Source organism: Burkholderia sp. Se-20378, from assembly GCF_017104665.1.
GTDB lineage: Bacteria > Pseudomonadota > Gammaproteobacteria > Burkholderiales > Burkholderiaceae > Burkholderia > Burkholderia lata.
Genome location: NZ_JAAGPG010000197.1, coordinates 1 through 14,663 on the forward strand (window position 1 = coordinate 1; position 14,663 = coordinate 14,663).

Annotated in this window: 16 protein-coding genes; 1 reads left to right on the forward strand and 15 read right to left on the reverse strand. The window is 67.4% G+C overall.

Annotation, left to right across the window (positions count from 1 at the left end):
* The 10 genes from G3N93_RS20570 to G3N93_RS20615 all read right to left on the reverse strand — a co-directional run.
* Positions 1–523 (reverse strand): nitronate monooxygenase family protein (locus G3N93_RS20570; protein ID WP_206133817.1); only part of this gene is annotated, 523 nt, incomplete at its 3' end.
* Positions 520–1,446, reverse strand: coding sequence for an enoyl-CoA hydratase (locus tag G3N93_RS20575; protein ID WP_174940806.1), 927 nt, complete (start codon positions 1,444–1,446; stop codon positions 520–522). The genes G3N93_RS20570 and G3N93_RS20575, both read right to left, overlap by 4 nt.
* Before the next feature lie 8 nt (positions 1,447–1,454).
* Positions 1,455–2,252, reverse strand: a complete 798-nt coding sequence (locus G3N93_RS20580) for a CoA-transferase subunit beta (RefSeq protein WP_206133819.1) — start codon at positions 2,250–2,252, stop codon at positions 1,455–1,457.
* Between the two features lie 10 nt (positions 2,253–2,262).
* Positions 2,263–3,156 (reverse strand): CoA transferase subunit A, encoded by an 894-nt coding sequence (locus G3N93_RS20585; protein ID WP_174940802.1) that lies wholly within the window; start codon positions 3,154–3,156, stop codon positions 2,263–2,265.
* Positions 3,157–3,165: 9 nt separating this feature from the next.
* Positions 3,166–4,062 (reverse strand): VOC family protein, encoded by an 897-nt coding sequence (locus tag G3N93_RS20590; protein WP_206133821.1) that lies wholly within the window; start codon positions 4,060–4,062, stop codon positions 3,166–3,168.
* A 199-nt stretch (positions 4,063–4,261) separates the two neighbouring features.
* Complete coding sequence (locus G3N93_RS20595) at positions 4,262–4,678, reverse strand: type II toxin-antitoxin system VapC family toxin (protein ID WP_244132305.1); 417 nt, start codon at positions 4,676–4,678, stop codon at positions 4,262–4,264.
* Positions 4,665–4,901 carry a DNA-binding protein gene (locus G3N93_RS20600; RefSeq protein ID WP_039351245.1) on the reverse strand — a complete coding sequence of 79 codons (237 nt, stop codon included), beginning with the start codon at positions 4,899–4,901 and terminating at the stop codon, positions 4,665–4,667. Before G3N93_RS20600 ends, G3N93_RS20595 begins: the two co-directional genes overlap by 14 nt.
* Before the next feature lie 395 nt (positions 4,902–5,296).
* Entirely contained in the window at positions 5,297–5,974 is a 678-nt protein-coding gene (locus tag G3N93_RS20605) for a hypothetical protein (RefSeq protein ID WP_174940797.1), read from the reverse strand.
* Positions 5,975–6,604: 630 nt separating this feature from the next.
* Positions 6,605–8,047, reverse strand: a complete 1,443-nt coding sequence (locus G3N93_RS20610) for a cytosine permease (protein ID WP_206133823.1) — start codon at positions 8,045–8,047, stop codon at positions 6,605–6,607.
* A gap of 89 nt (positions 8,048–8,136) precedes the next feature.
* The gene (locus G3N93_RS20615; protein ID WP_174944145.1) at positions 8,137–9,720 is read right to left on the reverse strand and encodes an amidohydrolase; all 1,584 of its coding nucleotides are present in this window, start codon (positions 9,718–9,720) and stop codon (positions 8,137–8,139) included.
* Positions 9,721–9,828: 108 nt separating this feature from the next.
* Between G3N93_RS20615 and G3N93_RS20620 the strand changes: the two genes are divergently transcribed.
* Entirely contained in the window at positions 9,829–10,716 is an 888-nt protein-coding gene (locus G3N93_RS20620; RefSeq protein ID WP_011355026.1) for a LysR family transcriptional regulator, read from the forward strand.
* A 66-nt stretch (positions 10,717–10,782) separates the two neighbouring features.
* Here G3N93_RS20620 and G3N93_RS20625 read toward each other — a convergent pair whose 3' ends face one another.
* The 5 genes from G3N93_RS20625 to G3N93_RS20645 all read right to left on the reverse strand — a co-directional run.
* Positions 10,783–11,091 carry a DUF1634 domain-containing protein gene (locus G3N93_RS20625; protein ID WP_174940789.1) on the reverse strand — a complete coding sequence of 103 codons (309 nt, stop codon included), beginning with the start codon at positions 11,089–11,091 and terminating at the stop codon, positions 10,783–10,785.
* Positions 11,088–11,939 (reverse strand): sulfite exporter TauE/SafE family protein, encoded by an 852-nt coding sequence (locus G3N93_RS20630; protein ID WP_206133824.1) that lies wholly within the window; start codon positions 11,937–11,939, stop codon positions 11,088–11,090. The genes G3N93_RS20625 and G3N93_RS20630 overlap by 4 nt, the downstream gene beginning before the upstream one ends.
* 13 nt (positions 11,940–11,952) lie before the next feature.
* A complete protein-coding gene (locus tag G3N93_RS20635) occupies positions 11,953–12,696 on the reverse strand; it encodes a GntR family transcriptional regulator (protein ID WP_206133825.1) in 744 nt (247 codons plus the stop codon).
* Between the two features lie 61 nt (positions 12,697–12,757).
* Positions 12,758–13,531, reverse strand: a complete 774-nt coding sequence (locus G3N93_RS20640) for an SDR family NAD(P)-dependent oxidoreductase (RefSeq protein ID WP_206133826.1) — start codon at positions 13,529–13,531, stop codon at positions 12,758–12,760.
* A gap of 32 nt (positions 13,532–13,563) precedes the next feature.
* Positions 13,564–14,663 (reverse strand): AMP-binding protein (locus G3N93_RS20645; protein ID WP_206133828.1); only part of this gene is annotated, 1,100 nt, incomplete at its 5' end.

The window sequence follows — 14,663 nt, forward strand, 5'->3', positions numbered from 1 at the left end:
TCCCGCCGGCCGCGACCACCGGCACGTGCACCGCGTCGAGCACCTTCGGCAGCAGCAGCGTGGTCGACACCGAGCCCGTGTGGCCGCCGCCTTCCGCGCCCTGCACGGTGACGACGTCCGCGCCGAGTTCGACCGCTTTCGCCGCATGCTTCGGCGCGCCGACCGTCGGCATGCAGACGATGCCGGCATCCTTGAAGCGGCGGATCGTCTTCGCATCGGGCCCACGGCCGTAGCTCACCGCGCGCAGCCGGTGCTTGATCGCCAGCTCGACGACCTGCTGCGCGTTCTTCTGGAACATGTGGAAATTGATGCCGAACGGCTGGTCCGTCAGCGACTTCACTTTCAGGATCTCGGCCTCGACCTGCTCGGGTTCGAGCGTCGCGCCGGCCAGGAAGCCGAAGCCGCCGGCGTTGCTGGTGGCCGCGACGAGCCGTGCATCGGCCACCCAGCCCATCGCGGTCTGCACGATCGGGTAACGGCAGCCGAGCAGGTCGCACAACGGCGTATGCAGCGTCGTGCTCATGCGGCGGCTCCGTTGACGGCGACCGGTGCCTGCGCCTGCGCGTCGCTGCGGTCCGCACCGTTCGGCTGGCGCTGCGAGCTGGCCATGCTGCGCGCGTCGTAGCCGCCGAGGCGATCGCCGCTCACCAGCTCGTTGTGCGCATGCGCGAAGTGATGCCACGCGAACGCCGCATCCATTGCCGCGCGCTTGCCCTGCAGTTCCTCGACGTGATTCAGCGCCTGCTTGGTCAGCGTGAGCCCGAGGCGCGGCATCGTCGCGATCTTCGCGGCGATCGCGTAGGTCGCATCGCGCAGCCGCTCGCGCGGCACCACGCGGTTGACCATCCCCATCTGGTACGCACGCTCCGCCGGCATCCGCTCGCCGAGGAACAGGAATTCCTTCGCGATGCGCGGGTTCAGCTCGTACGCATGCGCAAAATACTCGACGCCCGGAATCCCCATCCGCACGACCGGATCGGCGAAGAACGCGTCCTCCGACGCGACGATCAGGTCGCACACCCACGCGAGCATCAGCCCGCCCGCGATGCATGCGCCCTGCACCATCGCGATCGTCGGCTTCGGCAGGTCGCGCCAGCGCCGGCACATCCCGAGGTACACCTCCTGCTCGCGTGCGTAGAGGAATTCGCCGCCTTCCTTGTCGACGTGGTCGTACCACAGCGAGGCACGGTCGAACGACTCGTGGATGTCGCGGCCCGGCGTGCCGATGTCGTGGCCCGCCGAGAAATGCTTGCCGGCGCCCGCGAGCACGATCGCCTTCACCGCGTCGTCGTGCGCCGCACGCCGGAACGCCGCGTCGAGCGCATACGTCATCTTCGAGTTCTGCGCGTTGTGATACTCGGGACGGTTCATCGTGATCGTCGCGATGCCATCCTCGACCGCGTAGTCGACGACACCGTCGCCGAAGGTCACCTGGGTCGCTTCCATGTCTGACCTCATCCCCGGCGCGGCGCCGGATTGTTGCGCACGATCGTCGCGCGCAGGTTGTGCGGATCGAGCGCGCGCACGATGCACAGGTCTTCCGCGTTCGGCGGGGCCGTCGTGCCGAGATCGGGTGCGGCGATCAGCGGGAAGCCGGTCGCGTCCTGCACCTCGTCGAAGCTCACGCCCGGATGCAGCGAACGCACGCGGATCGCGTGGTCGGGCCCGCCGAAATCCATCACGCACAGATCGGTGACGATGCTGCGCAGGTCGACGAAGGTCTTCATCCCGGGCAGCCGGCGCGCCGGGTTGTAGCCGACCGTGCACACCATGTCGACTTCGCGCTCGACGAACGTGCGCTTGCCGTGGCCGCTGACGAAGAACGAGTTCGCGTGGTTCGTCGTGTTGCCGGGGAAGCCGCGTGCGCCGAGCAGTTGGGTTTTCGGGCGCGCGTAGTCGTCGCCGAGCCACGAGATGTTGGCCTGGCCGAAGCGGTCGATCTGCGTCGGCATCACGAGCGCATGGCGGCGGCCGTGCCACAGGCAGTCGAACACGCGCTCGTAGGTCATCCAGCCGCTCGCCTTCACGCGATAGCCGTCGGGACGGGGCCCAAGCGGCACCGGCTCCTCGACGAGATACGCTTCGCCGTCGGTCAGCATCAGCCCGTTGTTGTACGCGAGCCGCGCGAGGCCGGCCGCGAGCCGCGGGCCCGTGCCGATGCCGGTCGCCAGCACTTCGCCGTCGTCGCGCCAGAGTCGCGCGGACGCGACGATCATCAGTTCCGCGAGGGAATGGTCGAGAGATTCGCTCACAGGCGCTCCTTTACAGAATCGGCAACGGCAGCGTCGTCACGTGCGACAGGCCGCCGACGCCTTCGAGGTACTGGCGTTCGTCCTGGCCGACCACGTCGCGCAGGTACGCCGTCGTTTTCGCGTCGTCTTCCGCACTGGCGCAGTACGCGCGCAGGTGCGGCAAATCCCAGCCGTAGGCCGGCCCGCACGACGTCGGGTGCGCGCCGCCCGGCGCATGCACGACGCCGCTGACGAGCGAGCGTTCGAACGGGTTGCGTTTGGCGGCGTCGAGGTCTTCGCTCGCGAGCGACGCGTCGACCGTTTCCGCCGACACGTAGCAACGCTGTGCGGCACGTGCCATCCATGCATCGAAGAACGGATCGGGGCCGTCGATGCGCGTGTTGCCCATCCGGTCGGCCGCGTTCACGTGCAGCAGTGCGACATCGAGTTCGAGCGCGGGCATCGCGAGCAGCGTCTCGCCGTCGTCGTACGGCGATTGCACGGTGCGCAGTTGCGGCGCGTGATCGAGCAGCGCGGTGCCGAGCCCGGCACGCGTCGGCAGGAACGGCAAGCGTGCGGCAGCCGCGCGCAGGCCGAGCTGCAGCATCCCTTCGTCGAGTTCGAGCACGTCGACGCGGCCCTGCTCGCGAGCCCGGCGGAAATGCGGTTCGAGCGGGATCACGTCGAGCGACACGAAGCCGAACACCACCTTGCGCACCTTGTTCGCCGCGCACAGCAGGCCGACGTCCGCGCCGCCGTACGCGACGATCGTCAGGTCCTTCAGGTTCGAGCGCGCGATTTCGCGCACCAGCGCCATCGGCTTGCGCCGCGGCCCCCATCCGCCGATGCCGATCGTCATGCCGTCGGCGAGTTGCGCGACCACGTCGCGCGCGGACATCGTCTTGTCGAGAGGTTTCATCGTCATCGTGCTGGCTTACCGGTATCCGATGCTGAAATCGTGGCCCCACTGGCTCACCTTCGTGGCCTCGAACACCGCGTGCTTCGACCAGTCGACCGTGAGGCCGCCGAAGCCGTATTCGAGATCGAAGCCGCCGGGGGTCTTCATGTAGAAAGAGATCATCTGGTCGTTGCAGTGACGGCCGAGCGTCGCGGACATCTTCACGTCGTGCGTGGCTACGCGGTCGAGCGCGCGCCCCACTTCGTCCATCGAGTCGACTTCCGCCATCACGTGCACGCAGCCCGACGGCACGGCCATCTCGAACAGCGCGAGGCTGTGATGGCGCGCGTTGCGGCAGTGCATGAAGTGGATGCGCTTCTCGGGTTCCGCCGGGTCAGGCGTGAACTTCACGCGATAGATGTCGGACAGCTCGAAGCCGAGCACGCCGCGCACGAATGCGTCGGTCGCGTCGAACTGCGGCGCGGGCAGCACCGCGTGGCCGAGCCCCATGTCGCCGGTGACGAAGTGCGAGACGCCCAGCGGCGACACGAAGCGGCGGAAGTCGCAGCGCGCGCCCCAGTACAGCTCGTGACGGTTGCCGGACGGGTCGGTGCACCACGCCATCGCCTGCACGCGGCGCAACGCGGCTTCGTCGCGGGTGGCGCGCACCGGCTCGACGCCCGCACGCTGCAGCGCAACAAGCGCGGCGTCGAACGCGGCGCCGTCGGGCAGTTCCCAGCCCGACGCGAAATAGCGGTCGGTCGAGCCGGGGACGATCACGTAGCGGAAATCGCGCTCGTCCATCTTCAGGTACAGCGCGCCGTCGGGCGCGTCGAGCGCCTGCATGCCCAGCACGTCTTCCGCGTAGCGGCGCCACGCATCGACGCGCGTCGCCTCGACGACGACATAGCCAAGCGCACGGACATCGATCATGTCGGCCTCCTCCTGGTTCAGAATCCGTTGTTCGTGAAAGGATTCTGGCCGGTCGGGGGTGGCGTTACATCGTCTGTTGGGACGAGAGGCGGCGGGGAATTCGAGCGGCGCGGGCACGCGCGGAAGCCCGGCGGAACGGGCTATGCGTGCGGGACGAGACGGGGAGCAGGTGTGGATTGCCGCAGCGCGGCAACCCGGGTCAGTCGAACGGGTTCAGCAGCCGGACGCCGGTGCGGGCGAAATCCGCGACATTCCGCGTGACCACCGTGAGATCGTTGATCAGCGCGGTGGCCGCGATCAGCTTGTCGAGTTCGTGCGTCGGATCGGGCACGCGCAAATGCCCCCACATCTGGCTGATCTCGATGTCGACCGGCAGGATGTTCGGCGCATAGCCGGACAGGATGGTCGCCATCCAGGCCTCGAGCGCCGACGCCTGAGGATGATCGCCGCGATGACGGATCAGATCGACGCCGCGGCGAAGTTCAGCAACCGTCACGACGGACAGGTAAAGCGGGCTCGCATCGGCCGTGGCCTGCCTGAAGAACGCCCGCACGCCACGGTTGGTTCGCTTGCCCTTCCTGATTTCGCTGATGATATTCGTGTCAATCAAATACACGCCTGGCCTCGCCGGAATCCTGAACACGTTGAAAATCCGCGTCGTCGCCAACATCGGGCATGCTCATCAGCACTTGCGCAAATGTCTTTCGCTTCGGCCGGCCGAGCGCATCGGCCAGAATGGCCCGATGTTCGGCCTCGGCACTCCTGCCGTTAGCCGCAGCCTGCTCGCGCAGGCTCTGAACGATACTGTCATCCACGTTACGCACCAGTAGATTTGCCATGAGTTCCTCCATCCGGGTTTGATATCAATGATAGCGGCGCGACTGCGAATTGCAATCATTGCTATCATCGCCATTGACGGAAGGAGGACGGTGATTGGCGTCGGCGAACGGCAACGGGCCGCATGAATCCTCTCGGCATGCGCCGCTCGCCCGACGGGTCGAATTGCTGTCTGCAAGGTAAGCCGGATCGGAACGGCGGGAAAGATGGCCGATCGGCCATTCACCACCTGTTGTGGAGGCGCACGCAAGCCGCAGCGACGCGGCGGCAATCACTGCCTCCGCGCGCAGTGCTCGCGTCGGCTGTCGGTCGGCCGTCTTGCCAACACTCGTTGCCACGCCCGTATCGGCGATGCCGGCATTGCCCTCCCCGGCACACGCGACGCCCGCCCAGCCACTCAGAACCGATACGAAATCCCGATCTGCAACACCGGGTACCACCGATAGCGCGACATCACCTGCCGCAGCGAATCCAGCCCGCTGGAGGCCAGGATCTGACTCTTCGCCGGCCCGGCCGCGGCTGCCAGTTCCGGCGACAGCGTGTACGAACATTTCGGTATCCCGTACGCCACGCCGAGATCGGCAACGAACCCCAGCCCCTTCGACGCCGGCCGATGCCCGTAGCCGATCCCGAAGTACGGCATCACGGTCGGATAGCGCGCTTCCGCCACCGCGTACATCCCCGGCATCGCCGGATAGCGCTTGCCGCCGAACACATAGGTGCCGTTGGTCGGCACCGATACGCCGCGGAGATCGTCGTCGTTGAAGCGCAGGCCGAGCGTCGCCCGGAAGCCGCTGCCTCGCCATGGAAAGATGTCCGCATACAGGCCGCCCTGCCGCAGCTTCAGGTCGTCCTGATAGCGATTGCCGGCCACTGTGAAGTCATGCGAAAGATCGATCGCATTGAAGTCCGCATGCGCGCCCAGCATCGAATTGAAGCTCACGGCCGCGCCGATGCCGACGCCCTGCGTACCGCCCTGCAGGTAGATCTCCTGCGCGTGTGCGCTCGCGGCGCACATCACCGCGACCGCTGCCCATTGGTTCACCGTCGTTTTCACGGGCGCCTCCCCCGACATGTGCCGGGCGCGCCTCGCCAACGCATGCGGCCTGCGCCGCCCTGCGCGATGCGAACCCCGGCACGACACCTTGCAAGCACGCTTGCTGTTCGACGGATCGGGAACGCGTTGCCCCGTGCGCATGACCGATACGACATGCGCGGCAGGTACGCCGCTCCAGGCAGTGCCCGCAGCCCCGATCCGATTCCCCGTTTGTTTCGATGTCGTTGCGTGCCGCCGATGCGTTCATCGTTGTTGCGTGTTTCGTTTGCACCGGCGGCACCGCGTCAACCGCAAAGCGCGTGCCATGCGGCGCAAACCAAAGCGGGACAAGCGTCATCGCAAAACACGGACGGTCACGCGGCTTGTCATCGGAGGAAATGTTTCAGGAACGCATCGTTATTCGGCAGACGAAGCCGGGACACGGAATCCGACGCGTCGGGCATCGAAGCGGCAATGCGTGTCGAACGAGGCAGGACGGCCGTCAACGCATGCGCGTCGTCGTTGCCGTCAAGGGCGTGCGGCGCAATACATCGACGAATGCGTTGCAAGGATGTGACCTCGCGCCCGTCGGGCGCGAGGCCGATGCGCGATCGCGCGTGGCGATGCAGGGTGAATACGGATGCCGGCGGATGCTGCCCGGCCCCCCCGTCAAACGGACTCGTGCGCGCGGACCAGCGCCCTTTCCGCGTCGAGATCGAGCTTGCGGGACAACCGGTAGTACACGCCGCCCGACACGATCAACCCGACGAGCCACGCAACGTCGATCTCGTGCAGCCGCTGCGCGATGAAGCCGACGAACACCGCCTTGCCGGTGGACGGATCGAAGATGCTGAAGAACGGAATCATCGCGGCGAAGCCGATCAGGTAGGCGGCGATCCCGGTCGCCTGCCAGGCGCCGTAGATGCCATCGGGGCGGAAGAAATGCGGGATCACGTAATGGCCCTTGCGGACGAAGAAGTAGTCGACCAGATTCACCGCCGTCCAGGGCACGAGGAAGTACAGCAGCGTCGTCAGGAACAGGTTCAGCAGGTTCAGGCCGCCGCCCTTCAGGAGCAGGATGCACACGGCAAGCAGCACGCTGATGGCGACGATCGTCGTCACGCGCGCACGGCGGCCCGGGGTCAGCGGCTTCAGGCAATCGGCGCCCGTCAGCACGGTCAGCGTCGCGCTGTACGTGTTCAACGCGATGATCGGCACGAACCCGACGACGGCCACGGTCACGAGCAGCGCGCCGAACCCGGGCGCCGCCGCGTTGCCGAGCCCATAGATCGCTGACAGCACGTTCGTCGCGGACAGCGACTGCGCGAGCGACGCGCCGAGCGCGATCATCCATGCACCGGACAGCGATGCGCCGACGAACACCGCCGCGATCAGCGGCTTGCGCCGCGTATCCGCCGGCAGGTAACGCGTGTAGTCCGACACGTACGGCGCGTAGCCGATGTTGTAGCTGGCCGATACCGCGAACTGCGTGAGGAACGCGACCCAGTTGAAGCCGAGGTTCGGCATCGGTCTGCCCGCTTCACCGCCACCCGCGTGCGTCATCGCAAGCACCGTCACGATCACGTAGACGGGCAGCGTCGCATACAGCGACCACTTGAACGCGCGGTGCATCGCGTCGTGCCCGTAGATCGCCAGCAGCGCGCCGATCGCGATGGCGACGAGGCCGACCGGCTTCGAGTCGTAGCCGAGAATGTTGTGCACGCCTTCGACGATCAGCGCGACGTTCACGACGTTGATGCCGAAGAACACGAACAATGCGGCCACCAGCGCGAGCACGACGCCGCGATAGCCGAACTGCGCACGCGACTGGATCATCTGCGGCAATCCCATCTCGGGCCCCTGCGAGCCGTGGAACGCCATGAACACCGTGCCGAACATGATGCCGAGCGCACCGGCGAGCGTCGTCCAGCCGGCCGACAGCCCCATCGCGGGGCCGACGAAACCGATCGAAACGGTCAGGAAGTGAAAATTGCCGACGAACCAGAACGGTCCCTGGTGACGGAGTTTCGCACTCCGTTCGTGTTTCGGCACATAGTCGATCGAGCGGCCTTCGATGGCCGACGGATGCGATGCCTGGGCGACATGTTCCATGTCTTGTCTCCTGCGACGGCCGCGTTGCCCGCGGCCGATCGGGTCATTGGAATCGTTCGAATGAATGCGTTGACGGATCGGGTGGCGCGTTACTCGTCGTCGCGATACGGAATGGTCCATTCCTCGCCGCGCACGGTCGTCACGTACTCGGGCCAGCGATACTGGTGCGGCACGCGGAAATCGGCATCGAGCATCGGTGCTTCCCACGCGCGCCCGCCCACGCCGCCCTCCGTGCGCTGCGCGAATTCGTCCTGCGCCGCACGCAGCAGGTCGCGGTCCTCGAGCAGGTCGACGAGCGTCGCGCCGATCGTCTTCGACGCGCTGACGATCATCGGGTCGATCGTCTCGCGGATGCCGCCGAGCGCATTGGCCACCCAGTCCGGATACACGAAGCCCTGCGGCGCCTTCAGCATCGGACGGGCCACGTAGAGCCGCACCGTCGGGCAATGCCACGTGTACTCGGTGTAGTCGTCGGAGGTCATGTACTTCTGCCACGACGGCATCTGCTTGCGCAGTGCGGCTTCGCAGTCCTCCGGATCGATCAGTTGCTCGGTCACCGGCAGGAACGGCTCGGCCATCGCGTCGATGCCGAGGTTGCGCTGGATCTCCTGCGCGATGCGGATCGCATCGCCGTTCCAGCGCGGCGCGCCGGCGCGTTCCAGGTTCGCGTAGGTCGCTCGCGCGAGCGCATGGTTCGGCAGGCCGCCGCGCGACTTGCTGACCCACGTCTTCTTCCATTTGCAGTGCGTGGCTCGAGCGGCGGCTTCGGCGTTCTGGTCCATGACCTGGCTGATCGTCTCGGCCTGCTCGACCGAATCGGTGCGCACCATGAAGTTGATCTGTGCAACGTGCGGCGGCAGGTTGTCGGCGGTCGCCTGCCCCGCGACGAGGATCGCCTCGTTGAAGCTCCACAGCCCGGTGGCCGGCAGCATCGAACGGCGCAGCCCTTCGTTGAGCTGGTAGAAATGGATCAGCGCGTCGTTCGCGCCCGGCGCGCGTGCGGCGAGGTGGTTCTGCGGAATCGGGCTCAGCTTGTCGGACGCAATCCAGTTCTGCGGATCGTCGCACGTGAAGGTGTAGATGTAGTTGTAACCCACCCCGCAATGCGTATCCCACACCGTCGTATTGCACAGCGGCAGCAGGTAGGTCGGGTGGAAGCTGACCGCCGCGTCGAGGCCGTCGTAATAGCCCTTTGCCGCGTGGATCGGCTTCGACGCACGCAGCTTCTCCGCCGGCTCGCCGAAGAACTTCAGCGTGCCCTGCAGCCCGTGGCGCACCATCGCGTCCTTCGCGGCCAGCAGGCCGCCGAGTGCGCTGATGCCGAGCGCCGAATGCGGATCCGTGTGGCCCGGTGCAAAGCGCGACAGGTGGCCGCGCGGCTCGCGCCGCGTCGACGCGGCCTGGCAGTTGCCGGGCACCGCATCGTATTCCGCGTAGGTCGCGACCGTCGGGCCTTCGCCCTGCCGGAACGTCGCGACGAACGCCGTGGGCATGCCGCCGCTGCCTGCCTCGACGTCGAAGCCGGCCGCCCGGAGTTGCTCCACATACCAGGCGCTGGACTTGTACTCGCGGAACGCCGGTTCCGCGAAATGCCAGATCACCTGGTGCCAGTCGGACAGCTCGGTCGTGTGGCTGTCGATCCAGTCGAATACCGAACGCTGGGTTGCGCGCATCTCGTCTCCTTGGTTGTCGAATCGTTCGAATCGCTTTTCGCGACGCCATCCTACGGCCGCCCTATCGAATGGCATAATTGACCGTAATCGAATTTATCGATAATCAACATGACGCTCGATCATCTCGCGATCTTCATCGCAATCGCCAAGCACGGCGGGTTGTCGGCCGCCGCGCGGCGGCTCGGCAAGGCGCAATCGACGGTGAGCACGGCGCTCGCCAATCTCGAAGCCGACCTCGGCGTCCGCCTGTTCGATCGGGATCTTCATCAAGTGTCCCTGACGGCCGAGGGCGAGGTGCTGCTCGGCTTCGCGCAGGCCACGCTGAACGCGGCGGCGACGCTCGAACGCAAGGCGTACAGCCTGGCGGGCGGGCGCGGGCACCGGCTGCGGCTCGGCATCGATCCGATCCTGCCGCAGACGGCCGTCCATCTGCTGTGCCTGGAACTCGAGCAACGCTTTCCGGAGCTTCAGCTCGAACTGCTGCAGCCGAACAGTGCCGACGCAGCCGCGCTGCTGAAGCACGGCGCGCTCGACATCTGCATCGCGGCAACGGTCGAAGCGACGCCGGTCGAATTCGGCGCGACGACGCTCGGCCACGTGCAGTTCGTGCCGGTCGCGGCGCGTAGCCATCCGCTCGCGGCGCTGAAGGCCGTCAGCAATCGCGATCTCGCGCAGGTGCGCCAGCTGCGGGCGGCCGATCGCGATGCGGAAAGCGGCTCGGTGTTCGGGCGATACACCGAGATCATGTGGCACATCGAGAACCAGGCGCAGCTCGTCGACCTCGTGAAGAAGGGCCTCGGCTGGGCGTTCATCCCGGAGCACCTGCTCGCGGACGAAGGTAACGGCGAGCTGTACGTGCTGCCGCACGAATATCAGCGCTCCGCCTTCCTGAAGGCGGTCGATTTGCTGTGGAGCCTGCGCAGCCGGCAGACGGACGTCATCGCGTGGCTGAATGCAGATCTGGGGAAGTTGCGAACGCTGTTCGCGCTGCGCTGACGCGAGCGGCGCGGCGCCACCCGATCCATTCCGTGCAAGTACCGTCCTGGCGCGAGCGTCTACCGTTCAGGCGCGCACGCCGACGATCACGCCGGCCGCGATGATCGCCAGCACGAGCAGCGACAGCAGCGCATACGTCCGGTCCCGCTCGCGCACGAACAGCCCCAGCAGCAAGGCGACGCGCGCAACCGGCAACAGGATGAACAGCGCGACACCGGCTTTCGCGAACGCATGGCCGGCCGGTGCGAATGCGCTGCCGCCCGCCCCCAGCAGCATGCCGACCGCGATCAACCCGCACGCGCACACCGTACCAACCCGCAGCAGCATCGCGACAGCCCGATCGCGGCGCTCGACGCCATCGACGATGCGCGTCATCCCGCACCGCCCGGCGCATGCACACCCAGTGCACTCAGGAACATGTCGATCGCGAGCAACAGCAGCACGACGACGAAAAAGACCCGCAGCTTGTCGGCCGGCAAGCGGATCAGCAGCCGCGCGCCGACGATCGCGCCGATCACCGAGCCGAGCGCGATCGGGCCGGCCAGACGGATGTCGATGTCGCCGCGCGCGAAATAGGCGCCCGCGCTCGCCGCGGCCGTCACGCCGATCATGAAATTCGACGTGGCCGACGACACCTTGATCGGCAGCCGCAGCGCGGTGTCCATCGCAGGAATCTTCAGCACGCCGGAGCCGATGCCGAGCAGCGCGGAAATCAGGCCCGCGCCGACCATCAACGCCATGCCGAACGGCACCCGCCCGACCTGATAGCCGATCTCCCGGCCGGATGCCGGATCGGGAAAGCTCGCGTGCAGACGGAGTGCGCTTGCCCAGCTCGCGGCATCGGGCGGCCCATCGGCGGGCGTTTCGTGACGCCGCGCCAGCATCTGCTTCGCGGACACGACGAGAATCACCGCGAACAACGCGTACAGGAAGGAAGTCGGCACGCGGCCGATCAACAGCACGCCGATGAGCGCGCCGAACGTGGTGGCCGTTTCGAGCACGATCGCGAGCCGGACGTTGACGAGCCGCCCCTTCAGGAACGATGCCGCGCCGCTGCACGAGCAGGCGATCACCGACACGATGCTCGCGCCGATCGCCGTCTGGATGCTCACGCCGAACAGCAGCGTGAGCAGCGGCACGACGAAGATGCCGCTCGCCATCCCGAGCACGCCGCCGAGCGCACTGGCGCCGAACGCGGCGACGAACAGCCACAGCGCTTGCATGCCGCCCGTCCTGTTACGAGCGCTCGCCCGCGCGCCGGCTCAGGCGCGTGACGAAGCGGATGAGGTCACCGCGGTAATAGAGCTTTTCGAAATCCACCGGCTGGTGCGCGTGCGTATGCGACGTCCGTTCGATCAGGAAGACCGGGCTGCCGGGTGCAATCGCCAACGCCTGCGCGACTTCCGGCGGCGCCGCGACCGCTTCGAGCCGATACTCGGCGTCGACGAGCGGCACGTCGTAACGTTCCTCGAGCAACGAGAAAATCGGCTCGACCTCCAGATCGTGCGCGACGATCTTCTCGCCGAGCTCGCGCGGCAGGTAGGTTTCGTCGAAGGAGACCGCGACGCCGTCGGCCAGGCGCACGCGGCGGATTCGCATGACCGCGGTGCCCGGCGGCAGCGCCAGCTGCCGCGCAACGTCGGCGCCGGCTTCGACGACCTCGCGGTCGACGAGCCGCGCCGTCGGCGTGCGCCCGAGCGCGTGCATGTCCTCGACGAAGCCGGTCAGCTCGGTCAGTTCCTGCGTGATCTTCGGTTCGGCGACGAACGTGCCTTTCCCGCGCCGGATTTCGACGAGGCCGCGCGCGACGAGGTTTTCGATCGCCTTGCGCACGGTCGTCCGGCTGACGCCGAACCGCTCGATCAGACGCTCCTCGGGAGGAAGCTGGCTGCCCGGCGGCAGCACGGACGTCGAAATTTCGAGGGCCAGAGCGGTCTCGACTTTCGTATAGAGCGGCGCGTTGCCGAGTTCGGAGTTCATGGAGACATCATGACGTCACGACGTCATGATGTCAAATCCCCCGGTGGTTTAGGCGGGACGGCTACAACCCGTACCCTCCGGACACATTCAACTGCTGCCCGGTGATGTAATTGGCCCGGTCCGACGCCAGGAACACCGCCGCCCGCCCGACGTCGTGCGCCTTCCCCCAGCGCTTGAGCGCGAGCATCTTCTGCGTCTCGTCGATCCACGCCTGGTCGAACTGCCCCTGTTCGAGCAGCACCGGAAACATCCCGGCCTCGATCACGCCGACCAGGATCGAATTCGCGCGAATGTCGTAACGTCCCTCCTCGCGTGCCAGCCCCTTGACCAGCGCCTCGTTCGCCGCCTTCGGCGCGACCGACAGCCCGTCGCGGTCCGGCCAGCGCAGGTGCCCGGCCGACCCGAGCGTCACGAACGATCCGCCGCCCGACGCGCGGAAGTGCGGCAACGCCGCCTTCGCCGCCACGAAGAAGCCGACCGTCTCGACCTCGATCGCACGGCGCCAGTCGTCGTGCGTCATGTCGGCGAGATGACGCTGGTTCACGAACGGCCCGGCCGCCCAGACGACCGTAGGCACGCGGCCATGCGCATCGATCGCAGCCGCGAGCGCGGCGTCGACCTGCGCGGGATCGGTCACGTCCACGCAATGCGTGGTGGCCGCGACGCCTTCGCCGCGAATGTCGCGCGCGACGCGCTCGGCCACGTCGGCCTTGCTGCGGTAGCCCACCGCGACCGGCACGCCGGCGCGCGCAAACTCGAGCGCGACACCCTGCCCGATCCCGCCGCTGCCGCCGAACACCAGCACCGCACCCTGCGGAAACCCGTTGTCGTTCATGCGTCCATCCCGTTCGTGTGTCGCGCCGGCGCTCAGGCCGCCGCCTCGGTCCCCGCCCGCAGGCGGTACTTCAGCACCTTGCCGGCCGCGCTCGTCGGCAGTTGCTCGACGAACGTGAAATGCCGCGGCACCTTGTAGTTCGCCATGTTGCGGCGGGCCCAGTCGTTCAGTTCATCGGCGTCCGCCTGCGCGCCCGGCCGCAGCACGACATACGCGTGCCCGACTTCCCCGAGCCGCGTATCGGGCACGCCGACCAGCGCCACCTGCGCGATCGCCGGATGCGCGGCGAGCAGCCGCTCGATCTCGGCCGGATAGCAGTTGAAGCCGCCGACGATGAACATGTCCTTGATGCGGTCGGTGATCTTCAGGTTGCCGTTCGCATCGACGCAGCCGAGATCGCCCGTATGCAGCCAGCCATCGGCATCGACCGTCTCGCGCGTCGCGTCCGGCTGGTTGAAGTAGCCGCGCATCACGTTGTAGCCGCGCACCCAGATCTCGCCGGTCTCGTCCGGCCCGAGCGGTGCGCCGCCCGGCCCCGCGATGCGCAATTCGACATCCGGCATCGGCCGGCCCGACGTATAGGCAACCGTCTCCGCATCGTCGCCCTGACGGCACAGCGTCGCGAAGCCGCACGATTCGGTCAGCCCGTAGCCGGTCAGCACCGTCTCGAAGCCGAGCTCCGCGCGCATCCGCTCGATCAGGCTCGGCGCGATCGCCGCCGCGCCCGTCACCGCAATCCGCAGCGACGACAGGTCGCGCGTCGCGCGATCGGGTGCGTCGAGCAGCGCGTAGTACAGCGTCGGCGGGCCGGGCAGCACCGAAACACGGTCGTCGGCGACGCGCCGCAGCACGTCGGCCGGCTGGAACACGAGATGCGGCAGCACGGTCGCGCCGCTCGACAGCGCGGCGAGCCAGCCGGCCTTGTAGCCGAACGTGTGGAAGAACGGATTCACGATCAGGTAGCGGTCGTCGGGCCGCACGCCTGCGATTGCCGCCCACGCCTGCGCAGCGCGCAGGTTCTGGCCGTGCGCGGTCATCACGCCCTTCGGGCGGCCCGTCGTGCCGGACGTGAACATCAGGTCCATCACGGTGTCGGGCGTCACCTGCGCCTCGCGTTCGCGCACCGCCGCCC